This is a genomic window from Actinoallomurus liliacearum, assembly GCF_039542035.1.
GTDB lineage: Bacteria > Actinomycetota > Actinomycetes > Streptosporangiales > Streptosporangiaceae > Actinoallomurus > Actinoallomurus liliacearum.
The window spans coordinates 446,800-471,727 of record NZ_BAABHJ010000040.1 but is presented as its reverse complement, the minus strand read 5'-3'; the positions used below and the strand labels follow the sequence as shown (position 1 = coordinate 471,727).

Genomic DNA, 24,928 nt, shown 5'->3' with positions numbered 1-24,928 from the left:
GAGAACCCGGGCGGGAGGGGGCCCACCCCTCCCGCTCCATGGACGAGGTCCCCGCCGGTCCTCACCGGCGGTCGTGTCGAAGGCTCGGCGAAAGCGGCGTTCAGTCGTGGACATGTCGTTCTTCGCCGCATTCCTGGGCCGCTTCGCCGAGCGTTTCGTTCAGCCGCCGCGAGGCGGTGCCGAAGAGATTCCGGGCTGAGGATTGGCGCCGTCGCGCTACGGGCACGCGGGCGTTCGCGTACTCGCCGCCCTCGGCGGCGCGGACCTCGAAAGGCAGCGGCATGCGTCAGCCGGCTCTCAGCCGACCTCGACCTCGTCCAACCCGTTCGGTCGTGGACGCGACCCGGCGCCTTGGGACGGATCGGTGTCCGCGACGGCCCGTGCGCCGGCCTCGAGCCGGTCGATCTTCTCGCTGAGCGCCCGGATCTCGCTCATCAGCGCGTTGTGCTGTTCCAGCTCCAGTTCCTGGTCCTCTTTCCAGCGCGAGGCGTCGACCTCGGTCTGCATCGCGGAAACGATCACGCCGATGAGCAGGTTGAGGATGAAGAACGCCGTGACCACGATGAACGTGACGAAGAAGATCCAGGCCAGCGGTTCTTTGGCCATCACGTCCTCGGCGACGCTCGGCCAGTTCTCGACCGTGAGCACCGTGAACATCGTGAACAGCGACTTCCCCAGGTTCCCGAAGTGCTGCGGGGCCGCCTCGTGGAAGAGCCGCTCGCCGATGACGGCCGCGACGTAGAGCGACAGCAGCAGGAGGACCAGGATCGAGGCCAGCCCCGGGATCGCGGAGAACAGCGCTGAGATCACCCGGCGCATGCTCGGCACCACGGAGATCAGCCGCAGGATGCGCAGGAACCGGAAGAGGCGAAGGATCGACAGCGACTCCGAGGCGGGCACGAGGGCGACGCCGACGATGATCAGGTCGAACCAATTCCACGGATCGCGGAAGAACGCCTTTCCCTGTGCCGTGATCCGCAGCAGGATCTCGACGGCGAAGATCGCGACGATGATCCGGTCGATCACGACGAAGGCCACGGCGTGTCCGTCGGCCAGACCGGGCGAGGTCTCCAGCCCGAGCGCCACCCCGTTCAGCGTGATGACGGCGATGATCGTACGTTGGAACGCCGGAACGTCGACGAAGACACGGAGCCGTTCACGCGAAAAAACGGACAACCCGCCACTCCAGGGCATGAGACGCCTGCGACCGCTTAAACCCTACAAGTCACGCGGGTTGCCTGATCCACCATCGGAATCCGGCGGGATGTCCCTGGCAGCACGGAAGCCCCCACAAGGGCAGGGGCTTCCGCGGGCGGTGAGGCCTACGCGAGCGATTCGTCGGCGGGGCTGCGGTGCGGGACCCGCTCGGCGGGGATCGTGCCCATCCGGCCGGCCTGGAAGTCCTCGAACGCCTCGATGATCTCCTGGCGGGTGTTCATCACGAACGGGCCGTACCGCGCGATCGGCTCCCGGATCGGCAGACCGCCGAGGACGAGGATCTCCCAGCCGTTCCGGCTGGCCGACGGCTGCGAGTCGGCCGCCGTGACGGTCAGCGCGTCACCCTTGCCGAAGACCGCGAGCTGCCCCTCGTCCACCGGCCGCCCGTCCGGTCCCGCCTGGCCACGGCCCGACAGGGCGTACACCAGCGCGTTGAAGTCGCGCGGCCACGGCAGGGTCAGCCGGGCGCCGGGCGCGACGGTGGCGTGCAGGTAGGTGATCGGCGTGTAGGTGACGCCGGGCCCCTGGTGCCCGGCCAGCTCCCCCGCGATGACCCGGACGACGGACGAGCCGTCGTCGCTGGACAGCAGCGCGACGTCGCGCGACTCGATGTCCTGGTACCGCGGCGCCACCCGCTTCTGGGCGCGCGGCAGGTTCACCCAGAGCTGCACGCCGTGGAAGAGGCCGCCCTTGGCGACCAGTTCGGGCGTGGGCTGCTCGATGTGCTGGATTCCGGCACCGGCGGTCATCCACTGGGTGGCGCCGTCGGTGATGAGCCCGCCGCCGCCGGTGGTGTCCTGGTGCTGGAAGGCCCCGTCGATGATGTAGGTCACGGTCTCGAAGCCGCGGTGCGGATGCCAGGGCGTTCCCATGGCCTCGCCCGGGGCGTACTCCACCGCGCCCATGTGGTCGAGCAGAAGGAAGGGGTCGGCCAGCGACAGGTCGATGCCGGGGAACGGCCGGCGGACCTGGAAGCCCTCCCCCTCCAGGTGCTTGGCGGCGGTGACGACCTTGGCGACCGGCCGCCAGGCGGTGTCCTGCTCCGGGAGGCGGGGCAGTCGGGTCAAGGTGAGCGGATCGGCGGTCACGGCGGGCATCGGAACCTCCTCGGTCGGTACGACCCGTAGAACATGATTGAACATTCAATCATTCCCGTGGGCCGTCCAGCGAGCCGCACGCTGATCGGTCAGGAGGTCACGAACCTGTGAATGAGCCCCTACCAGCCCATGCCCTGGGCGACCTCGTCCTGTGCGGCGGCGATCTCCTCGGCCGTCGATCCGGTGATGTCGGTGTCGGCGGTCCACTCGAGCCGGGACAACAGGTCGGCCGGCGCCTGTTTCTGCGGCGGATGAGTGATCGGCACGGCATCGAGGTCGACGCCGGCCAACCAGTCGAACAGCACGATCGCATCGGACCGCCATAGTTCTACCGTCACGGTCGGCACCTCACGATCCACGCCGCTCATCATTCCCGCCGAAGCGCCGGACCGGCGGACATGCTTACACCGAGGATTTCCGTCGTTCCAGCGACGGAAATCCTCGGCGTTACGAGCGCCTATCGCGCCGTCACCAGGGGACCACTCCGGCGTCTTCGAAGAAACCGCCGGTCGGGCCGTCGTCGGGGAGGGTCGCCAGCCGGATCGCGATCGCCGCGCCCTGCTCGGGGGTACGGACGCCGCGGAAGCCGTTGAGGTCGGTCGCGCAGAAACCGGGGCAGCCGGCGTTGATCAGGATGTTCGTGTCGCGGAGCTCCCTGGCGTACTGGACGGTGACGGCGTTCAGGAACGTCTTCGATGGTGCGTACGCGGCGGAGATCGGGCCCGTACCCAACTCGTCGGTGGAAGTGGACTGCCGGGCCAGGGAGCCGACACTGCTGGACATGTTCACGATCCGCGGGGCCGCCGAGCGGCGCAGCAGCGGGAGCATCGCGTTGGTGACGCGGATGACGCCGATCACGTTGGTCTCCACGGCCGTCCGCACGGTCGCGGGGTCCACCCTGGTGGGCTCCTGCGGCATGCCGCCGGTCACGCCGGCGTTGTTGACGAGCACGTCGAGGCGGCCGGCGCGCTCCTCGATCAACCCTGCGGCGGCGGCCACGCTCGCGTCGTCGGTCACGTCGAGCGGCACGCCGAACGCGTCGACGCCGGCCGCGCGCAGCTTCTCCACGGCGGCCTCCCGGCGCTCCTCTTCCCGGGCGCCGACGCCGACGCTCCAGCCGAGGGCGCCCAGGCCGACCGCGATCTCGTACCCGATTCCCTTGTTCGCGCCGGTGACCAACGCGATCGTCTGTTCGCTCATGCCCTCGATCCTGTCCGCGCCCCCCGCGCGACCACCAACACCGTTCAGGTAGGCGGCGATACCGCTCCGGTATCGAGCCAGGTCATCGGCCGCCCTGTCCCGCCGCCGGCCTTCGGGGGCGCGGCGCCGGTCCGTCCCGCCGTACCGTGGCGGCATGGAGACGCGGGAGTTGCGGTACTTCGTCGCCGTCGCCGAGGAGTTGCACTTCGGGCGGGCCGCGCAGCGGCTCGGGATCGCGCAGCCGCCGCTGTCACGGGCGATCCGGCAGCTCGAACGGCGGCTCGGGGTGACGCTGCTGGAACGCACCAGCCGCAGCGTCACGCTGACCGAGGCCGGGTCGGTGCTGCTGCGCGAGGGCCGGGCGGCGCTCGACGCGGTCGACGCCGCCGACCGGCGTACCCGCCGCGCCGCCCTCGCCGCGACCGGCCATCCCGGCCTGGTCCTCGTCACGAAGGCCGGGGCGTCCAGCGAACTGCTCTCGAAGCTGCTCGACGCGTACGCCGCCGAACCCGGCGCGGTCGCCGTCGACGTTCTCCTGTGCGGGCCCGCCGAGCAGGAGCGCCTGCTGCGCGACGGGCGGGCCGACGTGGCGCTGCTGCACCGGCCCTTCGACTCGACGGTCGGGTTCGACACCGAGGAACTGCGCACGGAGGGGCAGGTCGTGGCCCTGCCGGCCGGGCATCCCCTCACCGGCCGGGCCCACCTGCGGATGGCCGACGTCACCGCGCTGCCCGGCCTGCCGTTGCCGCGCTGGCCCCGCCCCGACGGCACGTACCCGGACGGTCCCGGTCCGGCGGTCCGGGACCACGTGCAGCTTCTCCAGTTGATCGCGCTCGGCCGGGCCTCGGCGGTCCTGCCGGAGTCGGTGTGGGCCCATCTGGGTCGCGACGTCGCCACCGTGCCGGTGCTGGACGCGCCGACGGTGACGACGGTGATCGCGTGGCCGCCGCACAGCCGGTCCCGCGCCCTCGCCGGGCTGGTTCGCGCCGCGACCCGCCTGTAGGGCCCACCGGAGTCGCCCGATCACACCCCGGGAAAACTTGTTGAAAATTAAACCATCCTGATATCATGGAGGGCATGAGCGAACCGCGCTGGCTCGATGCCGCCCAACAGCGTGACTGGCGCGCCTATATCGAGGGCAGCGTCCGGTTGGCCGACCTCCTCGACCGCGACCTGAAGGCCAAGCACGGACTGACCACCGCCGAGTACGAGATCCTCGTGCGCCTGTCCGAGGCCCCCGACCGGCGGCTGCGCATGGCCGAGCTGGCGGAGTACGCGAGCCAGTCGCGGAGCCGCCTCTCCCACACCGTCGCCCGGCTGGAGTGCAAGGGGCTCGTCTCGCGCGGCACCTGCGGTGACGACAAGCGCGGAGTCAACGCCGAGCTCACCGAGAAGGGCCTCACCTTCCTCGATCGGGCCGCGCGTGATCATGTCACCACCGTACGGGACTTCTTCATCGACGTGATCGACCCGGAGGACCTCAAGGCCATCGGCCGGGCGTTCAGCGCCGTCGCCGAGCGGGTCGGCAAGGTGCGCTGACCTCGACGGCACGAAGGCACCGGCCGGGTCAGGAGTTGAGGCCGGTGCAGAAGCCGAGCGAGAACAGCGTCATGAACGTCCAGCCGCACATCAGGCCGACGCCGTACAGCCGCGTGAAACCGGTCATCTTCCAGGCCAGGAAACCGCCGAGCCCGAACGCCAGCAGGAGCAGCGCCAGCGCCTGAGCCAGCAGGCTGAAGTCCTTACCGCCGGAGAGGTTCATCTCGAGGGCGGAGTACATCATGATCGAGTCGACGAGGATGAAGGTGCCGAGACCGCTGCCCACGGCGGTGATCTCGCGCATCCCGAGGGGCGGTCGCCGCTTCTCGCCCGTGTCCGTCATGATCGGTCCTCACGGATCGACTGCCCCGGCCGTAGCCGCAGACTAGTTCGCCCGCCGATTCGGGACGAAGCACCGGCGACCGCATGTAATCCTTCCGTTATGGAACGCCTGACCCTGGCCGCCGTCCTGGGTGGCGCGGCTCTGGCTCTTTCGGCCTGTGGCGGGGGATCGTCGGACACGGCCCGCCCCCCGGCAGCGCCGGCGGCGACGTCGCCGGCCGCCACCACTCCAGGCTCAGCCACCCCGACCTCCTCGCCGTCCGCCACCGCCTCGGCGAGACCGCAGGCCTTCACCGCAAAGATTTCGAAGATTCCGTCGCGCGCGACGGTCAAATACTCCTGGCACGCCGGCTGCCCGGTCGGCCTCGACGGCCTCCGGCTGATCCGGATGACGTACTGGGGCATGGACCACAAGCCGCACGAGGGCGAGATGGTGGTCAACGCCCACGTGGCTTCCAAGATCGTCGGTGTCTTCCACAAGCTGTACGACCAGCGCTATCCGATCCGGCGCATGGAGCTCGTGGACAAGTACAAGGGCAGCGACTTCGACTCGATCGAGGCCGACAACACCTCGGCGTTCAACTGCCGCAACGCGACGGGCTCCAGCAACTGGTCCCAGCACGCGTACGGGCTCGCCGTCGACCTCAACACGTGCGAGAACCCCTACGTGCACTCGAACGGCCACATCGAGCATCCGCGCTGCGTGAAGTACGGCAACCGCAAGCGCCAGGATCCCGGCGTGATCCACGCGGGTGACAAGGTCGTCCGGGCCTTCCGCTCGATCGGCTGGGGCTGGGGCGGCTCGTGGGGCGGCCCCTGGGACTTCCAGCACTTCTCCGCGAACGGCCACTGACCGGTCGGGGTGGGTCGCCGTCAGACGACGAGCAGCGCCACCACGACGATGACCACCAGCAGGACGGCCGCACCGCCGATGATCAGCCCGGTGTTGGGGCGGGACGGTGGCGCGTCTCCCCGGTTGGCGAACGCCCGGAACTGCTGGGTGCTGCCCGCAGGATCCTGTTCGTTTTTCGGCATGCAAGTGAAGATAGTGGAGATACGCCGAGGTCACCGGTTCTTCGCGACATCCGGCGAAGCCCGGCGCGGCACCGGGAACCCGGCCGTCGACACCATGGCTTTTAAAGCCAGGAAGCGTCACATAACGTGACACGCATGGGCGGATCGGAATTGCGCGCTGAAACAGCGCATGGCGCGGCGTACGACGCCCCCTCCGGCGCGCTCCTCCTCCGGCTGCTCGACGAACTCGGTCCGGGCAACCAGTACCTCATCGTGGATCGGCTCGACGCGCCCGGCCCCGGCCACTACATGCAGGTGTACCGGGAGGTCGACGGGACGTTCGCCGTGGAGTACCGCGAAGGCGCGGCGGACCGCCACTTCGAGGCCGTCGCCGCCGACCTCTGGCAGGTCCACGAGGTCCTCACCGCCTGGGCGGCCGACGCCCCGGGATGGCGGGACGGGTTCGACTGGCGGCACTGGCCCCGGACGGATGACGGCCCCGCGTACGAATGACGGAGCCGCCTACGGACGACGGCCCTGCGTACGGATGACGGCGCCGCCTACGAATGACGGGCCCGCCTACGGCCGCCCCTGTTGTCCCGGGTGGCGGCACGCCGGGGCACAAATCGGTCGCGGTCGGCATTCCGTGCGCTTACCGTTCGACCATGGCACTTCTCGTCTCGGTCAACGTCGGCAGGCCCCGGCCGAACCCCTGGAAGGACACGGGGACCACGGGCATCGACAAGCGCCCCGTCGACGGACCGGTCGCCGTCACCGCGCCGGGTCCCAAGGGCACCGGTGCGGTCGGCCTCGCCGGAGACCGCGTGTACGACGTCAAACACCACGGCGGCGCCGACCAGGCGGTGTACGCCTACGCCCGCGAGGACCTGGACCGCTGGGCGGCGGAGCTCGGACGCGACCTTCCGGACGGCGTCTTCGGGGAGAACCTCACCACGTCCGGCCTCGACGTGAACGGCGCGCTGATCGGTGAGCGCTGGCGCGTCGGCGAGCAGGTGCTGCTGGAGGTGTCCTGTCCGCGCATCCCCTGCGGCACCTTCCAGGGCTGGATGGAGGAGCAGGGCTGGATCAAGCGCTTCACCCGGGCCGCGCTGCCGGGCGCGTACCTCCGGGTGATCGAGCCCGGGGAGATCCGGACCGGTGACCCGATCACGGTCGAGGACCGTCCGGCGCACGAGGTCACGGTCGCGCTGGCCTTCCGCGCCCTGACCGCCGAGCCCGACCTGCTCCCCACGCTGCTCGTGGCGGATGCTCTCCCCGAGGAGGACATGCGGCGCATCCGCCGACGCGTCGGCTGACGCCCGGAAACGGTGACCGGCGTCCGGCGCACGGGTCCGCGCCCGGCCCGCTAAGGTGGTCACCACTTGGAGGGTTCGCATAGTGGACTAGTGCAGGCGCCTTGAAAGCGCCCAGGGCTGGGGACAGTCCTCGTGGGTTCGAATCCCACACCCTCCGCCGCGTGATGTCGCAGGACATCGGACCTCTCGAACCTTGAGGGCTCGGAGGTACGGCCGCGGCCTCTTCGGCTCCGGCTTCCGCTCCGGCTTCCGCTCCCAGGCGTCGATGACACCCAGCGGCGTGACCTGGAACTGCAGCATGGTGGTTGTCCTCTCGTTGCGCGACCGTCGGTTCCTTTGGGCGACCGACGCGTCTTCGGTAAGAAGTGTGCGTGATAGACGATCTTGCGCAACGTCGAGATCGACACGGTCCGCGACGCGGAACGTCCCGATCTTCTGAAACCGGACACCACACCCACCGCCGACCGAAAGAGGCCGCCGCCCGTGCCGGGCGGCGGCCTCTCGCGTTCGTTCGTTCTACCTCAGCGCGGCCAGGCGAAGCCGTCGCCGACCGTCGCGGCCAGGACGAGGTAGGCGTCCCTCGTCGCGGGGGACAGCTGCTCCAGCTCGACCTCCGCGCCCTCCTCCAGGTGCGGGTCGTACGGGATGCGGACGACCGCGCGGCAGCGGCTCTCGAAGTGGGCCTGCAGCCGGTCGAGGTCGACCGTGCTCCTGCTGCGGGACCGCACCATGGACAGCACGACGACGCCGTTGCGCACCAGCTCGCCGTAGTGGTGGGCCTCCAGCCAGTCGAGCGTCGCCGAGGCCGACCGGGCGCCGTCCACCGACGGGGAGCTGACCAGCACGAGCTGGTTGGCCATGCCGAGGACGCCCGCCATCGCCGAGTGCAGCAGGCCGGTGCCGCAGTCGGTGAGGCAGATCGAGTAGAAGTGCTCCAGGACGTGCGCGACCGTGCGGTAGTCCTGCTCGCTGAACGCCTCGGACACCGCCGGGTCGCGGTCGGAGGCGAGCACCTCGAGCCGCGACGAGGCCTGCGAGGTGTAGGCGCGCACGTCGGCGTACCGCTGGATCTGCTCGTGCTCGTTGAGCAGGTCGCGGACGGTCGTCGCCGTCTCCAGCCGCACCTTGTCCGACAGCGTGCCGCGGTCGGGGTTGGCGTCCACCGCGATCACGCGGTCGCCGCGCAGCGACGCGAGCGTGGCGCCCAGCCCGACGGTGGTCGTGGTCTTGCCGACCCCGCCCTTGAGGCTCATCACCGCGACCCGGTGGTGGCCGCCGGCGACGGGCGTACGGGCGCGGGCCAGCAGCTCGCGACGGCGCATCTCGGCCGGGGACTCACCGGGGTGGATCACTCCGCCGGACGCTTTGTAGAGCGCGCGGCGCCAGCCGTTCGCGGGCGCCTGCCGACGGCCGCGCAGCAGCGTGTCGGCGCTGAGGCTGTCGGCGGTCTGCGCGCCGCCCTGCTGCTGGGCGTACGCCTCCGGCAGCGGCTGGAACGGCGGGCCGTCCTCCGGCCGGGCGTACGCCGGCGCCTCCTGCTGCGGGAACGGCGGTCCGTCCTGCTGCGGGAAGGGCGGCCCATCCTGCTGCGGGAAGGGAGGCGCCTCCTGCTGCCGGCCGTACGGCGCGGCCTCGGGCCGGCCGCCGAACTGCGGCGCGGCGTAGGGCCGGCCGGGCTGTTCGGCGGGCGGCCGGTAGCCCTGCTGCTCGGCGGGCGGGCCGGGGTACTGCTGGGCGCCGTAGTCGGGTGTGCCGGGGTACTGCGCCGAATAGTCCGGAGCCGCCCCGTAGGGCTGGCCCTGCTCGGCCGCCGGGTAACCGGCCGGTGGCGGCGAATAGGGCGGCGGGCCGCCGAACGCCGGGGCGGAGTACTGCGGATAGCCGGTGTAACCGCCGTCGCCGTACATCTCGAAGCCGTCCGCGTGGGTGACCTCGGCGGCGCGGGGCTCGAACCGCGTCTGCTCGGCCTCGTCGAACTCCTGCTCCCGGTCGTCCGCGGAGTCGACGGGCTGGGACGGCTGCTGCACGTCGTACGGCGCGGCGCCGTCGTCGGGGTCCGCGGGCCCGGCGTCGTAAGGCTGGGCCGGCTCCTGCTCCCGGCGGATCTCCTGCGTGGGCTGAGCGCCGTCCCGCTGCCCGGCCGCCGCGTCGTCCTGCGGCTCCTGCGCGGGGCCGGGGCCGAAGCCCTGCGGCGGGAAGGGAACGAAGCCGGGGCCGTACTCCTGGGCCGGGGCGCCCGGGAACTGCGGAGGCACCCCGAACTCCGGCGGCGGTGGATACCCCGGCGCTCCGAAGGCGTACGGCGGTTGCCCCTCGCCGGCCGACTGCCCCTCACCCGCCGGGTCGGCCGGCGGCGCGGGGAACATCGGTGCCGGAGGGGTGTTCGTCCACGGGTTGGGCGGCGGCCCGGTCTCCTCCGCGGTCTCGTCCCGCGGCTCGGCGGACTCGCTGTTCATGGCATCAAGAGACGCGAGCTGCTCTTCAAGAGAACGGCCCGTTTTATCCTGATCGTTCTTGGCCACCAGGTCCCCCTCGCGGACGCGCAGTGGATGAATCAGCACGATATGTTCATCCGCAGCCTAAGCCACCACAGGCATTGACCAATACCGTGTCGCTTCAGCATCCCCGGCTACCGTGAAGCCCATGCATGCCATCGTCATCGAAAAACCGGGCGATCCAGACGTATTGCGCTGGGCTGAAGTACCCGACCCCGTCATCGGTCATGACGAGGTGTTGCTCGACGTCGTTGCGGCGGGTGTCAACCGCGCCGATATCATGCAACGACGTGGATTTTATCCACCTCCGAAGGGCGCGCCCGAGTATCCGGGCCTCGAAGCGGCCGGGCGCGTCGCCGCGGTGGGCGACGGCGTCACCGGGTGGAAGGTCGGCGACGAGGCGTGCGCGCTCCTCAGCGGAGGCGGATACGCCACCCGCGTCGCCGTGCCCGCGGGTCAGCTCCTGCCGGTCCCCCGCGGCCTGAGCCCGGTCGAGGCGGCCTCGCTGCCGGAGGTCGCCTGCACCGTCTGGTCCAACGTGTTCATGTTGGCCCGGCTCCGCCCGGGCGAGTCGTTCCTCGTGCACGGCGGCTCGAGCGGGATCGGGACCATGGCGATCCAGCTCGCCAAGGCGCACGGAGCACGGGTGCTGTGCACGGCCGGCACCGAGGAGAAGCTGGAGCGCTGCCGGGAGTTGGGCGCCGATGTCGCGATCAACTACCGCACGGAGGACTTCGTCGAGGCCGCCCGCCCCGTCGACGTGATCCTCGACAACATCGGCGCCAAGTACCTCCCGCGCAACGTCGACACGCTCGGCACCGGCGGCCGGCTCGTCGTCATCGGGCTGCAGGGCGGCGGGGTAGGCGAGCTCGATCTGGGCAGGCTCCTCACGAAACGGGCCTCGGTCCACGCAACCTCCTTGCGCGCCCGGCCGTTGGAGGAGAAGGCCGAAGTCGTGACCGCCGTGCGCGAGCACGTGTGGCCGCTGCTCGAGTCCGGGACCGTACGCCCGATCGTGGACCGTACGCTTCCCATGACGGACGCCGCCGCGGCGCACCGCGTGATGGAGGAGAGTACGCACGTCGGCAAGATCGTACTAACGGTGTGAGACTGGGATATCTATGAACAATCCACTGAACAGCGAAGACCCGCAGGTCGTCGTCGTCGGGCCGAACGGCATGCCCATCATCCCCGGGGAGCTCAAGGGCGACGGCGAGTCGGAGGAACGACCGGTCACCGAGATGGTCGAACAGCCCGCCAAGGTCATGCGCATCGGCAGCATGATCCGCCAGCTGCTCGAGGAGGTGCGGGCGGCGCCGCTCGACGAGGCCAGCCGGGCGCGCCTGGCGGAGATCCACCAGCGTTCGATCAAGGAGCTCGAGGACGGCCTCGCGCCCGAGCTGATCGATGAGCTGGAGCGGATCTCGCTGCCGTTCACCAACACCGGCGTCACTCCGAGCGAGGCCGAGCTCCGCGTCGCCCAGGCGCAGCTCGTCGGCTGGCTCGAGGGGCTGTTCCACGGCATCCAGACCACACTGTTCGCCCAGCAGATGGCGGCCCGCGCCCAGCTCGAGCAGATGCGGCGCGCCCTTCCGCCGGGCGTCATCCCGCAGCAGGACGAGCCGGGTCACGGCCGCTCGTCCGGCCCGTACCTCTAGCGGTTCAGGCGGCGCGGGGACCGGGCGACGACGCCCCGGCCCCGCGCCGATCCTCGTCCTCGCGGCCGGCGGGTCCGGCTCAGGCGGGGAAGAGCTCCTCGAGCGTGCGGGCCACGCCGTCCTCGTCGTTACCCGGAACCTTGTGGTGCACGGCGGCCAGCACCTCGGGATGGGCGTTCGCCACGGCGTACGACCGGCCCGCCCAGGCCAGCATCGGCAGGTCGTTCGGCATGTCGCCGAAGGCCACGACGTCGTCGGCGTCGATGCCGTGCCGGGCGCACAGCTCCGCGAGCGTGCTGGCCTTGGACACCCCCGGCGCACTGATCTCGATCAGCCGGTCGCCGTTCGAATGGGTGGGCAGCACGAGGTCGCCCACGAGCCGCCGCGCCTCGTCCAGCAGGGCGTCGGCCTCCAGCTCGGGGTGCCGGGCCAGGAGTTTGGCGGCCGGTCGGGACAGGAGAGCCTCGATCGGGCTCGGCGGCGGAGTCGTCTGGGAGTCCCAGTAGGACAGCTCGAAGCCGTGCGCGTACGCCATCCCGTCGTCGTGCTCGACCGCGAAGCCGAGCCCCGGCAGCGCCTCGCCCAGCACCGCGACCGCCGTGCGCAGCCGGTCCACGGGAATGAGATGCGTGTCGACGACCTGCTCGGTGTGCAGGTCGTAGGTGATCGCGCCGTTCGCGCAGATCGCCAGGCCCCGGTGCGCGACCGCGTGCGCGACGGACCGCATCCAGCGCGGCGGACGGCCCGTGACGAGGACGAGCATGGCGCCCGCCCGCTCGACACGGGCGAAGGCCGCCACGGTGCGCTCGGACACCGTGTAGTCACTGCGGACGACGGTGCCGTCCAGGTCCGTGGCGACCACCCGGGGAGTCATCGTGCGACGGGCTCGAGCACCTCACGGCCGAGGTACTTGCGCAACGCCTCCGGAACGCGCACCGACCCATCGGCCTGCTGGTGGTTCTCCAGGATCGCGACGATCCACCGGGTCGTGGCCAGCGTGCCGTTCAGCGTCGCCACCGGGCGGGTCCGGCCCTCGTCGTCGCGGTGACGTACGGACAGCCGGCGCGCCTGGAACTCGGTGCAGTTGGAGGTCGAGGTCAGCTCCCGGTAGCGGCTCTGCGTCGGCACCCAGGCCTCGCAGTCGTACTTGCGGGCCGCGCTGGTCCCCAGGTCGCCCGCGGCGACGTCGATCACGCGGTAGGGCAGCTCGACCTTGGCGAGCATCTCCTTCTCCCAGTTGAGCAGGCGAAGGTGCTCCTCGTGCGCGTCCTCGGGGTCGCAGTACGAGAACATCTCGACCTTGTCGAACTGGTGCACCCGGATGATGCCGCGGGTGTCCTTGCCGTACGACCCGGCCTCCCGCCGGAAGCAGGAGGACCAGCCGACGTAGCGCCGGGGCAGCGCGTCGATGATCTCGTCGCGGTGGTACGACGCGAGCGGCACCTCGGAGGTGCCCACGAGGTACAGGTCGTCCTCGGGCAGGTGGTAGACCTCCGACGCGTGCGCGCCGAGGAACCCGGTGCCCTCCATCGACTCCGGCTTGACCAGGACCGGCGGGATCATCGGGACGAACCCGGCCTGGATCGCCTGCTCCATCGCCAGGTTGAGCAGCGCCATCTGCAACTGCGCGCCGACGCCGGTCAGGAAGTAGAACCGGGCGCCCGAGACCTTCGCGCCGCGCTCCATGTCGATCGCGCCGAGCCGCTCGCCGAGCTCCAGATGGTCCTTCGGCTCGAAGTCGAACGCGGGCGGCGTGCCGACCGTCTCCAGGACGACGTAGTCCTCCTCGCCGCCGGCGGGCGCGCCCTCCTCCACGATGTTCGGCACGGTCCGCAGGAGGGTCTGCAGGTCCTGCTCGAGCCGCTGGGACTCCGCGTCGGCCTCCTTCACCTGCTGGGCGAGCTCCTTGGCCCGGTCCAGCAGCTTCTGCCGCTCGTCACCCTGCGCCTTCGAGACCGACTTGCCGAAGCTCTTCTGCTCCGCACGCAGCGACTCGAAGGCGCTCAGCGCGGATCGGCGCCGCTCGTCCAGGTCGAGCAGCTCATCGACGACGGCCTCATCCTCGCCCCGGGCGCGCTGGCTAGCGCGCAGCCGGTCGGGATCATTTCGAAGGGCTCGCAGGTCAATCACAGAGACGAGGCTACCGCCCGGCCCGTCCCGGAGCCGACCGGATAAGCGATCATCCGCAAGCCGGTACCGGCCAGGGACGGCCGAGCGGCCGCGGCTCGCGAAGGACGGCCGCCGGAGCGGCCGTCCTCCGACGCCTCGTCCAGGCCGTCGCCCGGCGCGGCGGCCGCGGTCAGCGCACGTCGACGTAGTCCGAGCCGCTCGTCACGGCCAGGTAGGCGGAATCACCGGCGTACGTCGCGCGCCAGTAGCCGTCCTTCGATGCCTTCGCGCCGAAGGTGAACCGGCCACGGCCGTCCGTCTTGGCGCTCCCGGCGTAGGTCCACTTCGTGCCGCCCTTGGCCCGGAAGTAGATCTTCACGCTCCGCTTCGTGAACGCCTTCCACGACGTGGTGTTCCGCTGCAGCAGGCCCGTCACCGTGATCCGCCTGCCCTTCCGGACCGGCTCCGGGGACGCGTTGAGTCCCGAGATCCGCGTCCGGTACTTCGTGTCCACATAGTCGGAGGGCCCGGTCACGCCGAGGTACGAGTCGTCCTTCTCGACGAAGGCATTCCAGTAGCCGTCCCGCTCGGCCGGCATCTTGAGGCTGAACATGCCGTGGGCGTCGGTCAGGGCGTAGCCGTAGGGGCCGGGCCACTTCTTGCCATCGGCGGAGAACCGCATACCGACGTAGGCATGGGGGGCGGGTTCCGTCCCGCCGTTCGCGGCCGGCCGCAGGACGCGGCCGCGAACGGTCACCGTCCCGCCCCGCCCGGCCGGCTCCGTCCGGCGTCGAAGTCGACGATCTGCGGCTGGGTACGGATCACGACCCCGTTGGCGGTCGCGCTCGCGGACTTGTACATCCCGGAGGTGCCCATGTCACCGGTGAAGATCGCATCCCAGCCGGTGTCGCCGGGCCGGACCGTGACCCGAGCGCTGTAGGCGCCGTCCGCGCCGGTCACGACGTCGGTCTCGGACCCGGACGCGCCGGAGGAGAAGACGCGGACCGTGGCACCGCCCAGACCGGACCACTCTCCGGTCACGCTCTGGTGTTCCAGACGGCCGGACAGGGTCACGGTCCCCCCGACGACGCCGCCCTCGGCCGGAGCGTTGATCGTCAACCGGGTGGGGAGCGCCGTGTAGTGGACGACCGTCTCCATCTTCGCCGAGCGGTAGGTCCCGTCCGCGAGCGCGACCGCGGCGACGTGCGCGGCGTGACCCAGCTGCGCCGCCGCCGAGAAGTACCCCTGGTCATCGGTGCTCGTGCGGCCCAGCTCGAGATCCCACGTGGTGTCGCGCAGGTCGATCGTCTGGTGCGCGGCGCCCTGTTCGGTGCCGTCGGCGGCCTGGGTGACGACGCGACCGGTGAGGCGGAAGTCCCGGTGGTCCGAATCGAGTGAGTCAGGGGAGGCCGTGAGTTCGCTGACCCTCACGTCCCGGCCGTTGTCGATGATTCCGCCGGTGACGTACCCCGTGTACTTTCCCGGCTCGGTGGACCCGGTGGCCATCTTGGCCTCGATCGCCACCCGCCCGTCCGGAATCGTCACCGACTCGGTGCTCCGCCAGACGCCGTCCTCGGCGGTCCCGGATACGAGGTCGAACGTGGTCAGCGTGGCGATCGCGTTCGGGTCGTCGACCAGGCGAAGCCGCACGACCAGGGCCGCCACCCCCGAGTCGGCGGCGGCGGCGACCTCGATCTGTGCGCTCTGGCCGGGCGTCGTGTTCGTGGCCCGGGCACTCTTGATCTTCCACACCACCCCCGCCATCGCCGGCTCGGGCATCGCGAGGAACGACACCGACATGACCAGCGCGGCCAGCAGGCCGAAAAGTCTGCGCACGTGACCGTCTCCAACTGAGAAAGATCTTGGTTGCGCACTGAGGACGCAGGGCGCGGCCTCCCTGTTGTCCCGGCGGAGAACACGATTCGATCACGGTCGCCGTCGCGGATGGCAAAGTCACGGGCATGGACGATCTCTCATTCGCGCTCTTCCTGGCCGACCGGGCGGACGCCGTCACGATGAGCCGGTTCCGGCGCGCCGACCTCGACGTACGGACCAAGCCGGACCGGAGCGCGGTGACGGAGGCGGACCTCGCCACCGAGCGGGAACTGCGGGCGCTGATCGCCGAACACCGGCCGGACGACGGCGTCCTCGGCGAGGAGTTCGACGAGACGCCGGGAGAAGGTCGCCGCTGGATCCTCGACCCCGTCGACCACACCGACAACTACACGCGGGGCATCGAGGTCTTCGCGACGCTCATCGCGCTGGAGGAGCACGGGCGGATCACGGTCGGCGTGGTGTCGGCGCCCGCGATGGGACGCCGCTGGTGGGCCGCGCGGGACCACGGCGCGTACACCAGTGGGCCGCCCTGGCTCGACGCCCCCGAGGCCGCACGCGACGGCAGGCGGATCCGGGTGTCGGCGATCGACGACCTGGCCGACGTCCACCTCTCGTACGCCGCCCTGGACCGCTGGGAGCGCCGCGGCCTCGTCGCCGGCCTGCTCGAACTGTCGAAGGCCGCGCGCTACGAGTTCGCCTCGGCCTGTTTCTGGGGCCAGATGCTGGTCGCGGAGGGCCGCTGCGACGTCAGCCTCAACCCGCGCTGCAAGATCTGGGACAACGCCGCTATCCAGGTGATCGTCGAGGAGGCCGGCGGACGGTTCAGTGACTTGACGGGCGCGCCGCGCCCCGACCAGAACTGCGCCATCGTCACCAACGGACTCCTGCACGACGGCATCCTGGCTCGGCTGTCCGGCCCGGTCGGCGGAACGGGCGGATTCCGGCCCTGATGAGAAGCCGATCCTGCGGCCGCGCGAGCGAAGGTCTCGGAAATGGCGCCGACGGGCGCCGGGTAGGTTGCGGATCTTCCGGTTTCAGCGTCTGGTTCGCCGAGCCTCGTGCTCGAATCCCGCCCGGCCCCATGGATTGATCTTGTATTCACCCATGGCCGATGATGTCCGGACTCGAGACATCTCTTCGGAGGAAGACCGCATGCGCAGATCGCTGGCGATCGCCGCCGGCCTCGCACTGGCCGCGCTCACCTTTTCCGGCACGGCCGACGCGGCGCCCACCCGGACGCAGTCCACCGCCGCTCCCAAGACCTATCACCGGACCCGGATCATCGGCTTCAACGCCGGGCCGGAGCCGGTGAGGAAGGGCAGGTCGCTGACGGTCCACGGGACGCTGCAGTGGCACGGAAAGATCTGGCATCCGGTGAAGGGCGCCAAGGTGAAGATCCTTTTCCGGCCCGGTCTGAAGGCCCCGCTGACCACGGCGGCGACGGTGACCACCGACCGGTACGGACGGTGGTCGAAGAAGTTCAAGGCCACCAAGTCCGGCATCTGGTACGCCGTGGCCAACTTCGGGGACGACTCCCCCTACCTGTCGATCGCCACGAGCGGCGACTACGTGCAGGTCAAATAGCACGAACGGTGCGGCGGCGACCCCGGGCGAATCCGCGGTCGCCGCCGCGCCGAATCACAGGTCGTGGCCGGAGCGGATGGCGTGCAGCCAGGCGGACGCCTCGGCGAAGTCGCTGTCGTGGGTGCCCCGGCGGATCTCGATGCGGCCCTGGTCGGCGCGCGGATAGCTGCCGAGGAACCGCACGTCGGAGCAGATGCGGCGCAGGCCCATGAGCGCCTCGCCGACCCGCGCGTCCGCCACGTGGCCCTCGCAGTCGATCCAGAAGCGGTAGCGGCCGAAGCCGTCCCCGGTCGGCCGGGACTGGATCAAGGTCAGGTTGACGCCGCGGACCGCGAACTCGGTGAGGAATTCCAGCAGCGCGCCCGGATGGTCGTCGGTGAGGTACGCCATCAGCGAGGTGCGGTCGAAGCCGGTCGGCGCCGTGGGCGGGCCGGGCGGCCGGACGAGGACGAAGCGGGTCACCGCGCCCGGGCGGTCGGCGATGCTCTCCGCGGCGGGCACCAGGCCGTACCGCTCACCCGCGATCGGCGCGGCGATCGCGGCGTCGTAGCCCGAGGTGGGGTCGGCGACCGCCATGGCGGCGCCGGCGGTGGACGTCCCGGTCGCCACGTGGGCGTGCGGGAGCGTACGGGCCAGCCAGCGACGGCACTGCGCGTGCGCGTGCGGGTGGGTGCAGATGTTCTTGATGTCCTCCAGCGCGGTGCCCGGCCGGACGAGCAGCGCGAACTCCACGGGGAGGAGCACCTCGCCGGTGATGAGCAGCATGTCGCCGTCGGCGAGCTCGTCGACGGACGTGGGCACCGGGCCCTCGACGGAGTTCTCCAGGGGGACCATCGCCGCGTCGGCGTCACCCCGGCGGACGGCGTCCAGGGCCATCGGCACGGTGGTGAACGGCTCGCGGACGCCCTGTCGCGCCTCGGGCAGCGTGAGGAGGGCGGCCTCGGTGAAGGTGCCCTCAGGGCCGAAATACGCGAAGCGTTCGGGTCGGTCGGCCGGTGCCGCCGCGTTTCGCGGGCTCTCGTCGGTCACGGATTCCCCTCATGCCGCTGCTGAACAGATCCGGCGTCATCCCAGGTTACGGGCGGTCTCGTGCGGATGAGCACCGGTCGCCCGTCACGTGGACGCGGGGGGTCGCCCGTTCACGCCGATGTCGCGCCCGTCGTCGAGCCGGATCTGCGGCCCCTGGCCGAGCCTGGCCGCGCGTACGACCTGGTCCTCTTCCGGAGAGAGCAACTGGAGACTGCGGCCACTGCTTACGATCTTGGCATAGGTGCGGGTCTCGGTGCGCCCGTTGATCGAAGTGAGCACGACGCCGTCTCCCGCGGCGTTGAGCATGGCCAGCGAGAAGGACAGGCCGCCGGCGTCCTCGCGCAGCGCGTCATAGTGGACGATCGCGACATCGCGGATGGCCCGGCCGTCGGTGACGTCGGCGCTCGTCTCCAGGCGACGGCGCACCATCTCGACGCACTCCTCGACCGCCTGCGCCGCGCGGCGCCGAGCGGTCAGCCCGGTATAGAGGCCGAGAAGCCCGATGCCGACGGAGGCCAGGGCGATCGTGATGAGGATCACGGTCCGAGCGTACCCACCCGAGGCTCGTCACGCGACGCATCCACGCGATCACTTTCGGATTCTCGTTCCGGAATTTTCCCCACGGACCGTCGCCGATGGAACACGAAGAGGAGTCCGAGCGCCCCGAGACCGTACGCGTCCTGCACGATCCGTCCGATCGGGCGGGGGCCGATGTGGTAGGCGAGCAGGTCGATCCCCCACCACGGAATGGTCAGGACGTAGAACAGCCACACCCCGGCGGCGAGCGCGAGCGCCTTCCGGCCGCGCCCGGTCCCGACCAGTGCGCCCAGGACGACGACCAGCCAGGCGAGATGGTGGATCCAGGACACCGGCGAGACGAGCACCCCCACCAGCCCGGTGATCGCGATCCCGCCGATCTCGTCGCCCATGAGGGCGGTACGCCGTGCGGCGCGGAAGCCGACGTAGGCGATCACGGCCGCGCACAGCAGCCACAGCGCACTCGCGACGGAGTCCGGCAGGTACGCCCGCAGCAGCATCCCCCGGATCGACTGGTTCGTCGTGGCGGTGTTCGAACCGAGCCGTTCGCTGTCGAACAGGGCGCGGAACCAGTAGTCGGCCGAGTCCGCCGGCAGGATCAGGAACGTCCCGAGCGAGACGACCGCCGCGCCGACGACGGCGGTGACCGCCTCCCGGCGGCGGCCGGTGACCAGGAAGTAGACGATGAAGACGCCCGGCACCAGCTTGATCGCGGTGGCGAGCCCGACGAGCAGGCCCCGGGGCCAGCGCGTACGCGGTGCGGCGCAGTCCGCGACGCACATCGCCATGAGGAAGACGTCGACCTGCCCGAACCGGAACTGGTCCCGCAGCGGCATCGGGTACGCGCACAGCGCGACGATGATCCCGGTGAGGACGGGCGCCCAGCCGGGGAAGCGCGCGAGCAGGGGACGGAACGCGTAGCGGACCGTGATCGTCAGAGCGAGCAGAATCAGCGCGGCCCAGAGCCACTGGGCGACGCTCCACGGGACGAAGGCGAGCGGCACCGCGATCAGCACGGCGAAGGGCGGATAGGTGAACGGCAGCAGTTGCGGCGGCTGGGTCATGAAGTCGTAGACCGGCGCGCCGCGCAGCACGGCCTGCCCACCGGAGCGGTAGACGTCCAGGTCGACCATCCGCTGGTCGGGCGCGTTGGTCAGCCACTGCAGCGCGAGCGGCCCCACCGCGGCCACGACGATCGCGAGACCCGCGACGACCATCGCGATCTCGCGTTTCGTCCTTCGCTCAGCCATGGGTCCATCCTGTCCCACGTCGAATACTGCTCGGAGCGACCCGGTCGGGGACCCGGCGGCACGTCGACCGGGGGCCGGGGGGCGGCCGGGTCGGGACGCGAAGATCGCAAAGCGGCGTACCCCGGCGAGCATGGTGGACACGGCACTAGCCTGGGGACGTCCCAAGATTCCGGAGGTGATCGTGGCACGGCCACGAAAGGCGGAACGTCACCGTTTGGGCACGGCGGTCGCCGCGTTGGTGGTGTTCACGGCCGTGTCGCTGGGCCTGCTGCCGGGCGTGGCGGCCGCCGCACCGACCGACCCGACCGGCCCGGTCGTGAGTCCGCCCCCCACCACCGGCCCGACGGCCGCCGCGTCGCCGACACCGGGCACCGCGAGTCCCACGCCGACCACCTCCACCGGACCGGCCTCGAAGACCGCGGGCGCGTCCGCGAACGGCCGGGGGAGGGTGCTGCTCATCGGCGTTCCCGGGCTGCGCTGGAGCGACATCCGCCGGACCGGCACCCCGAACCTCTGGAACCTGACCGGCCAGGCCGCCGTCGGCGCGCTCTCGGTGAAGACGGTGGCCGGACACACCTGCCCGATCGACGGCTGGCTGACGGTGTCGGCCGGGCAGCGCTCCCAGTTGCGCCACGGCAGTTGCGGCCTGCCGCCCGCGCCGACCGGCACGACCGTTCCGGGCTTCCCCGGCATGCGCGAGGACAACGCGAACAGCAAGTACGGCTCGAAGCTGGGCATCCTCGGTGACGCGGTGCACGGCGCCAAGGGCTGCACGCTGGCGATCGGCCCCGGCGCGGCGGTCGGCGCGGCGGACCGTACCGGCCGCGTGGACCAGTACTTCCCCTCGGTCGACAAGACGCCCGCCGACGCGTGGGCGCACTGCGCGCTGACGGTGGCCGACGTCGACGACGTCGTCCGGGCCTACATCGACGCCGGAGTCGACGTGGACGGCCACCAGGTCCGGGTGACGCCGAAGGACCGTGCGACGGCGGCGTCGGCCGCCGACGCGCAGGTCGGCCGGATCCTGCGGGCGACGCCCGCCGGCACGACCGTGCTGCTGGCCGGCCTGTCGGACAACACCGGCAGCTCACGCCTGCACGTCGCCATGGCCACCGGGCCGGGCTACACCCCGCGGTACCTGACGGCGAACTCCACGCGCACGGTCGGCCTGGTCACGCTGACCGACGTGACGTCGACGATCCTGCACACGCTCGGCGTCGCGCAGCCGAAGGACGCGGTGGGCTCGCCGTGGCGGCCGGACGGCCGGAAGTCGGCGTCCGTGTCCCGCGTGGTGCACGCGATGGCGGACCGTGACACCCACGCGCGGATCTACAGCCGCTTCGTCTTCCCCTTCTACATGGTCCTCATCGCGGCGCAGCTCGCCCTGTACGCGTTCGCGACGGTGGCGCTGCGCCGCAAGAGCGACCGGCGGCTCGCGGCGACCAAGGTGCTGGCCCTGGCCGCCGGGGCGCTGCCGGTGGCGTCGTTCCTGGCCAACGCCGTCCCGTGGTGGCGGAGCGGGCAGCCCGCGCTGACGTTGGCGCTCCTGATCCTGGCCGGCGTCGTGGTGATCACCGCAGCCGCGGTGGCCGGGCCGTGGCGCCGGTCCGTGACCGGGCCGGGCGCGGTCGTCGCCGGGGCGACCGCGCTGTTCCTGAGCATGGACGTGATGACCGGGAACCACCTGCAGAACTGCAGCATGCTCGGCTACACGCCGGTCGTCGCCGGCCGGTTCTACGGCTTCGGCAACACGACGTACGCCCTGTGGGTCACCGGGTTGATCATCGCGACCGGCGCGCTCGCGGGCCTGCTGATCGCCAGGCGAGGCGACCGGCGTCTCCTCCCGCTCGCCGTCGTCGTCGCGGGCGGACTGATCGCGCTCCTCATCGACGGCGGGCCGATGTGGGGAGCGGACTTCGGCGGCATCATCTCGGTGATCCCCGGGTTCACCGTGTTCGCGTTCATGCTCGCCGGACGCCGGGTCCGGCCCACGCGGGTGATCGCGGTGCTCGCGGCCGGGGCCGTGCTCATCCTGGGCATCTCGTTCCTGGACTCGCTGCGGGCGAACCCGACCCACATCGGGGAGTTCTGGAACCAGCTGACGAGCGGCGACGCCGGCAAGGTCGTCTACCGGAAGTTCCTCGGCATGGTCGGCACGTTCGGCAACTGGAAGCTGTCGGTGATCATCGTGCTGGGCGTCGGGTTCCTGTTCTTCGCCCTGCTGCGGCCGCTGACCTGGCGCGCCGCCGCGCTGCACATGGCCTACGAGCGCGCCCCCGCACTGCGGGCCACGCTCGCCGCCGCGCTGGTCACGACGGTGGTCGGCATGCTCGTGAACGACTCCGGCGTGGCGATCCCCGCGATGGCGTTCACGGTCGCGGTTCCGCTGGCGCTCGCGGCGAGCGTACGGGCGCTGGAACTCGCCGGGCCCGAAGCGCCACCACGACCAGAGCGATCAGAAGAGCCGTCAGCAAGCACGGGGTGACCCGCGAGCGCACGTCGGTGATCAGCCAGTCGAGGGAGCGCGGGAGGCCGGCGAGCCGCGGGTCGCGGGCCGGCAGGTAGGCCAGGGCCAGCAGGCTCGTACGGGCCAGGAGCAACCCGTCCAGCCGTGACCAGGGCACGAGCGCCAGCGTCGCCCAGCCGAGGCCGTCGTACCAGGGCAGGGCGTACGGCGCGGCGAACAGCCAGGCGATCGCCAGCACGGCGCTGATCCGCAGGGCGTCCTCGCCGGCCGGATCGGCGGCGACGCGGACGTCCCGTACGCGCGGCCGGGGCGCGGCGCGCAGGAGCAGGGCGGCCAGGACGGCGGTCAGGAGGATGGCGGAGTCCTGCACGGCCGAGCGCGGCAGCGTCAGCAGGAGTCCGCCGTTCGTCCCGGCGAACAGGTGCCAGGGGGTGGCCAGCGCGACCGACTTGGACGCCCGGTCGAGCTGGTCGAACGCGTGCGGCCCGGCCATGAGGTACGCCAGGCCGGTGACGGCGAGCGCCGCGCCGGGCAGCGCCAGGAGCCGGACGGCCGCCGCACGGGCGCCCGGCCGCACGGCCGGTCGCGCGGCGCCGGTGGCACGGCGGGCCTCCCACCACTCGCGCAGCAGGATCCAGGCCGGTCCGGCGCCGACGATCGCCACGTTGAGCTTCACGGCCGCCCCGGCGCCGATGAGGATCCCGGCGGCGGCGCAGCGGCCGAGCGTCCGGGCGTCCTGCCGACTCGACCACGGCGGGTCGGGCAGCGCGAACACCACGAGCCCGGCGACCGCGAAGGCGAGCGCGAGGACGTCGTTGTGCGCCCCGCCGACGACCGCGTACAGGATGAGCGGGTTGGCCGACCACAGCAGCGCGGCGCGCAGCCGGCGGTCGCGGTCGCCGCGGGCGGCGTGTGACAGCAGCAGGCCGACGGCCAGGAAGGCCAGCACCTCGGTCACTGACATCACGAAGACGGTGAGCCGGGCGGAGTCCCCGCCGATCAGCGAGGCGAGGGTCTGCTGCGCCGTCGCGATCGGTCCGTACAGGGTGGGGGCGTTCCGCCAGTCCTGCACCACGCCGATCACCGGATCCGCGGGCAGGTCGCGCGCCGCCGTGGCGTACGGGTCGTTGCCGGTGACCGCCATGCGGCCGTACGCGGCGTAGTTGAGGTGGTCGGCCGAGCCGATGGGCGGCATGAGCATGAACGCGACCGCCGCGACCGCACCCGCGATCAGCAGGATCCGCGGCCGGATCCACCAGCCGCGCCGGGACGCGTAGAGGCACGCTCCGAGGCCGAGCGCCGACAGTCCGACGCCGGCCGCGGTGAGCGCGAGGACCAGGTGCGCCGAGGGACGCACGGTGAGGGAGTACGGCGGCTGTCCGGCCGATCCGGGCAGGACGGGCTCCATCACCGAGGGTCCGAGCAGCGCGACGGCCAGGAAGCAGCCCAGGCCGAGCGCGCCGGCGGTCAGCCCCGCGAAGCCCAGTCGGTCAGCGCGGGTCACGACGCAGCCGGGCCAGTTGCCGCGCCACGGCGGGCTCCCGGGCGGCGAGCGCTCGCCCGACGTCCCGGAACTGCCGCGCGCGGTGGATCTGGGCCCGCCAGTCGGTGCCGGTGGCACGGTGCGCGAGGGGCACCTCCACCTCGGTCACCTTGAAACCCTGGCGCAGCAGGTCGACCGTGAGGCCGGTCTCGACCCCGAAGCCGGGCGCGAGCGGCAGGGCGGCCTCGAACGCCTGGCGGGTGAGGCAGCGCTGGCCGTTCAGCGGTTGCGTCGCCGTCCAGCCGGTGAGCCGCTGGATGCCGTCCCGGGACAGGCGGACGACGAAGCCATGGCCGCCGAGCTTGACCCGATCGCTGAACGCGGCGATCGTCATCGCGGCCGTGCCCGCCCGGACCGGCTCGATCAGCGGCCCCGCCTGCCGGGCGGTGTCGCCGAGGTCCGCGTCGAGGAACAGCAGATGGCGGGGCACGTCGCCGTCCAGCAACCGGACGGCGGCGGCACCCGTCTCCATCGCCGCGCCTTTGCCGCGGTTGCGCGAGTGTCGTACGACCTTCGCGCCCGCGCCCTCGGCCAGCCGCCCCGTCGCGTCGGCGGACCCGTCGTCGACGACGACGACGAGGTCCACGCCCGGCAACGACGCCGCCGCCTCCACCGTCGCGGCGATCCTGTCCTGTTCATCCTTGGCCGCGATGATGACGGCCGTGTCCGCCTGCATGAAGGCGATGGTAGTGGT

28 protein-coding genes and 1 tRNA gene are annotated in these 24,928 nt (G+C 71.5%); 11 read left to right on the top strand and 18 right to left on the bottom strand.

All coding sequences use genetic code 11. The features are described 5' to 3' along the window. Positions 1 to 100: 100 nt before the first annotated feature. The 5 genes from ABD978_RS40850 to ABD978_RS40830 all read right to left on the bottom strand — a co-directional run bounded on the left by ABD978_RS40850 (position 101) and on the right by ABD978_RS40830 (position 3,515). Positions 101 to 283 (bottom strand): hypothetical protein, encoded by a 183-nt coding sequence (locus ABD978_RS40850; protein ID WP_345366589.1) that lies wholly within the window; start codon positions 281 to 283, stop codon positions 101 to 103. Positions 284 to 297: 14 nt separating this feature from the next. After that, positions 298 to 1,194, bottom strand: a complete 897-nt coding sequence (locus ABD978_RS40845; RefSeq protein WP_345366587.1) for an ion transporter — start codon at positions 1,192 to 1,194, stop codon at positions 298 to 300. A gap of 128 nt (positions 1,195 to 1,322) precedes the next feature. Further along, the gene (locus ABD978_RS40840) at positions 1,323 to 2,315 is read right to left on the bottom strand and encodes a pirin family protein (protein ID WP_345366585.1); all 993 of its coding nucleotides are present in this window, start codon (positions 2,313 to 2,315) and stop codon (positions 1,323 to 1,325) included. A gap of 119 nt (positions 2,316 to 2,434) precedes the next feature. Next, entirely contained in the window at positions 2,435 to 2,653 is a 219-nt protein-coding gene (locus ABD978_RS40835) for a hypothetical protein (RefSeq protein WP_345366583.1), read from the bottom strand. A gap of 130 nt (positions 2,654 to 2,783) precedes the next feature. Then, positions 2,784 to 3,515, bottom strand: coding sequence for an SDR family oxidoreductase (locus tag ABD978_RS40830; RefSeq protein WP_345366581.1), 732 nt, complete (start codon positions 3,513 to 3,515; stop codon positions 2,784 to 2,786). Between the two features lie 154 nt (positions 3,516 to 3,669). Between ABD978_RS40830 and ABD978_RS40825 the strand changes: the two genes are divergently transcribed. Continuing rightward, a complete protein-coding gene (locus ABD978_RS40825) occupies positions 3,670 to 4,518 on the top strand; it encodes a LysR family transcriptional regulator (RefSeq protein WP_345366579.1) in 849 nt (282 codons plus the stop codon). A 74-nt stretch (positions 4,519 to 4,592) separates the two neighbouring features. After that, positions 4,593 to 5,054: a MarR family winged helix-turn-helix transcriptional regulator gene (locus tag ABD978_RS40820; protein ID WP_345366577.1), complete on the top strand. Its 462-nt coding sequence runs from the start codon at positions 4,593 to 4,595 to the stop codon at positions 5,052 to 5,054. A gap of 28 nt (positions 5,055 to 5,082) precedes the next feature. Here ABD978_RS40820 and ABD978_RS40815 read toward each other — a convergent pair whose 3' ends face one another. Continuing rightward, positions 5,083 to 5,397 carry a hypothetical protein gene (locus tag ABD978_RS40815; RefSeq protein WP_345366575.1) on the bottom strand — a complete coding sequence of 105 codons (315 nt, stop codon included), beginning with the start codon at positions 5,395 to 5,397 and terminating at the stop codon, positions 5,083 to 5,085. A 99-nt stretch (positions 5,398 to 5,496) separates the two neighbouring features. On the opposite strand from ABD978_RS40815, the gene ABD978_RS40810 reads away from it, so the two are divergent. Continuing rightward, on the top strand, positions 5,497 to 6,249 hold the full coding sequence (locus ABD978_RS40810; RefSeq protein WP_345366573.1) for a M15 family metallopeptidase: 753 nt from the start codon (positions 5,497 to 5,499) through the stop codon (positions 6,247 to 6,249). Between the two features lie 20 nt (positions 6,250 to 6,269). On the opposite strand, the gene ABD978_RS40805 is transcribed toward ABD978_RS40810, so the two are convergent. After that, on the bottom strand, positions 6,270 to 6,431 hold the full coding sequence (locus tag ABD978_RS40805; protein WP_345366571.1) for a hypothetical protein: 162 nt from the start codon (positions 6,429 to 6,431) through the stop codon (positions 6,270 to 6,272). 135 nt (positions 6,432 to 6,566) lie between these two features. Here ABD978_RS40805 and ABD978_RS40800 point away from each other — a divergent pair, with 135 nt between their 5' ends. The 3 genes from ABD978_RS40800 (at position 6,567) to ABD978_RS40790 (ending at position 7,883) form a co-directional block, all read left to right on the top strand. Beyond that, positions 6,567 to 6,923 carry a hypothetical protein gene (locus tag ABD978_RS40800; protein ID WP_345366569.1) on the top strand — a complete coding sequence of 119 codons (357 nt, stop codon included), beginning with the start codon at positions 6,567 to 6,569 and terminating at the stop codon, positions 6,921 to 6,923. 152 nt (positions 6,924 to 7,075) lie between these two features. Continuing rightward, positions 7,076 to 7,726 (top strand): MOSC domain-containing protein, encoded by a 651-nt coding sequence (locus ABD978_RS40795; protein ID WP_345366567.1) that lies wholly within the window; start codon positions 7,076 to 7,078, stop codon positions 7,724 to 7,726. Positions 7,727 to 7,794: 68 nt separating this feature from the next. Continuing rightward, a tRNA-Ser gene (locus ABD978_RS40790) sits at positions 7,795 to 7,883 on the top strand. Positions 7,884 to 8,247: 364 nt separating this feature from the next. Here ABD978_RS40790 and ABD978_RS40785 read toward each other — a convergent pair. After that, positions 8,248 to 10,287 (bottom strand): nucleotide-binding protein, encoded by a 2,040-nt coding sequence (locus ABD978_RS40785; RefSeq protein WP_345366565.1) that lies wholly within the window; start codon positions 10,285 to 10,287, stop codon positions 8,248 to 8,250. A gap of 82 nt (positions 10,288 to 10,369) precedes the next feature. Between ABD978_RS40785 and ABD978_RS40780 the strand changes: the two genes are divergently transcribed. Together ABD978_RS40780 and ABD978_RS40775 are read left to right on the top strand one after the other, a co-directional pair. After that, positions 10,370 to 11,329: an NAD(P)H-quinone oxidoreductase gene (locus ABD978_RS40780; protein WP_345366563.1), complete on the top strand. Its 960-nt coding sequence runs from the start codon at positions 10,370 to 10,372 to the stop codon at positions 11,327 to 11,329. A 13-nt stretch (positions 11,330 to 11,342) separates the two neighbouring features. After that, entirely contained in the window at positions 11,343 to 11,879 is a 537-nt protein-coding gene (locus ABD978_RS40775; protein ID WP_345366561.1) for a bacterial proteasome activator family protein, read from the top strand. A gap of 79 nt (positions 11,880 to 11,958) precedes the next feature. Here ABD978_RS40775 and ABD978_RS40770 read toward each other — a convergent pair whose 3' ends face one another. The 4 genes from ABD978_RS40770 to ABD978_RS40755 all read right to left on the bottom strand — a co-directional run bounded on the left by ABD978_RS40770 (position 11,959) and on the right by ABD978_RS40755 (position 15,824). Further along, positions 11,959 to 12,753: an HAD family hydrolase gene (locus ABD978_RS40770; protein ID WP_345366559.1), complete on the bottom strand. Its 795-nt coding sequence runs from the start codon at positions 12,751 to 12,753 to the stop codon at positions 11,959 to 11,961. Next, positions 12,750 to 14,009, bottom strand: a complete 1,260-nt coding sequence (gene serS / locus ABD978_RS40765) for a serine--tRNA ligase (RefSeq protein ID WP_345366557.1) — start codon at positions 14,007 to 14,009, stop codon at positions 12,750 to 12,752. The genes ABD978_RS40770 and serS overlap by 4 nt, the downstream gene beginning before the upstream one ends. A 169-nt stretch (positions 14,010 to 14,178) precedes the next feature. Further along, on the bottom strand, positions 14,179 to 14,745 hold the full coding sequence (locus ABD978_RS40760) for a hypothetical protein (protein WP_345366555.1): 567 nt from the start codon (positions 14,743 to 14,745) through the stop codon (positions 14,179 to 14,181). Then, the gene (locus ABD978_RS40755; RefSeq protein ID WP_345366553.1) at positions 14,742 to 15,824 is read right to left on the bottom strand and encodes a hypothetical protein; all 1,083 of its coding nucleotides are present in this window, start codon (positions 15,822 to 15,824) and stop codon (positions 14,742 to 14,744) included. The genes ABD978_RS40760 and ABD978_RS40755 overlap by 4 nt, the downstream gene beginning before the upstream one ends. Positions 15,825 to 15,949: 125 nt before the next feature. On the opposite strand from ABD978_RS40755, the gene ABD978_RS40750 reads away from it, so the two are divergent. Further along, a complete protein-coding gene (locus ABD978_RS40750; protein ID WP_345366551.1) occupies positions 15,950 to 16,774 on the top strand; it encodes an inositol monophosphatase family protein in 825 nt (274 codons plus the stop codon). 202 nt (positions 16,775 to 16,976) lie between these two features. Then, positions 16,977 to 17,408 (top strand): hypothetical protein, encoded by a 432-nt coding sequence (locus ABD978_RS40745; protein WP_345366549.1) that lies wholly within the window; start codon positions 16,977 to 16,979, stop codon positions 17,406 to 17,408. A gap of 54 nt (positions 17,409 to 17,462) precedes the next feature. Here ABD978_RS40745 and pheA read toward each other — a convergent pair whose 3' ends face one another. The 4 genes from pheA to ABD978_RS40725 all read right to left on the bottom strand — a co-directional run bounded on the left by pheA (position 17,463) and on the right by ABD978_RS40725 (position 20,683). Further along, complete coding sequence (gene pheA / locus ABD978_RS40740) at positions 17,463 to 18,437, bottom strand: prephenate dehydratase (protein WP_345366547.1); 975 nt, start codon at positions 18,435 to 18,437, stop codon at positions 17,463 to 17,465. Positions 18,438 to 18,521: 84 nt separating this feature from the next. After that, entirely contained in the window at positions 18,522 to 18,977 is a 456-nt protein-coding gene (locus ABD978_RS40735) for a DUF4446 family protein (protein WP_345366544.1), read from the bottom strand. After that, a complete protein-coding gene (locus tag ABD978_RS40730) occupies positions 18,974 to 20,224 on the bottom strand; it encodes a glycosyltransferase 87 family protein (protein WP_345366542.1) in 1,251 nt (416 codons plus the stop codon). Before ABD978_RS40730 ends, ABD978_RS40735 begins: the two co-directional genes overlap by 4 nt. A 207-nt stretch (positions 20,225 to 20,431) precedes the next feature. Then, positions 20,432 to 20,683 (bottom strand): hypothetical protein, encoded by a 252-nt coding sequence (locus ABD978_RS40725; protein WP_345366540.1) that lies wholly within the window; start codon positions 20,681 to 20,683, stop codon positions 20,432 to 20,434. Here ABD978_RS40725 and ABD978_RS40720 point away from each other — a divergent pair. Then, positions 20,673 to 22,709, top strand: a complete 2,037-nt coding sequence (locus tag ABD978_RS40720; RefSeq protein WP_345366538.1) for a hypothetical protein — start codon at positions 20,673 to 20,675, stop codon at positions 22,707 to 22,709. The two genes, ABD978_RS40725 and ABD978_RS40720, sit on opposite strands and share 11 nt — an antisense overlap. Here ABD978_RS40720 and mptB read toward each other — a convergent pair. Beyond that, positions 22,594 to 24,195 (bottom strand): polyprenol phosphomannose-dependent alpha 1,6 mannosyltransferase MptB, encoded by a 1,602-nt coding sequence (mptB, locus tag ABD978_RS40715; RefSeq protein ID WP_345366536.1) that lies wholly within the window; start codon positions 24,193 to 24,195, stop codon positions 22,594 to 22,596. The genes ABD978_RS40720 and mptB overlap by 116 nt on opposite strands. After that, positions 24,182 to 24,910: a glycosyltransferase family 2 protein gene (locus tag ABD978_RS40710; protein WP_345366534.1), complete on the bottom strand. Its 729-nt coding sequence runs from the start codon at positions 24,908 to 24,910 to the stop codon at positions 24,182 to 24,184. Before ABD978_RS40710 ends, mptB begins: the two co-directional genes overlap by 14 nt. Positions 24,911 to 24,928 lie beyond the last annotated feature (18 nt).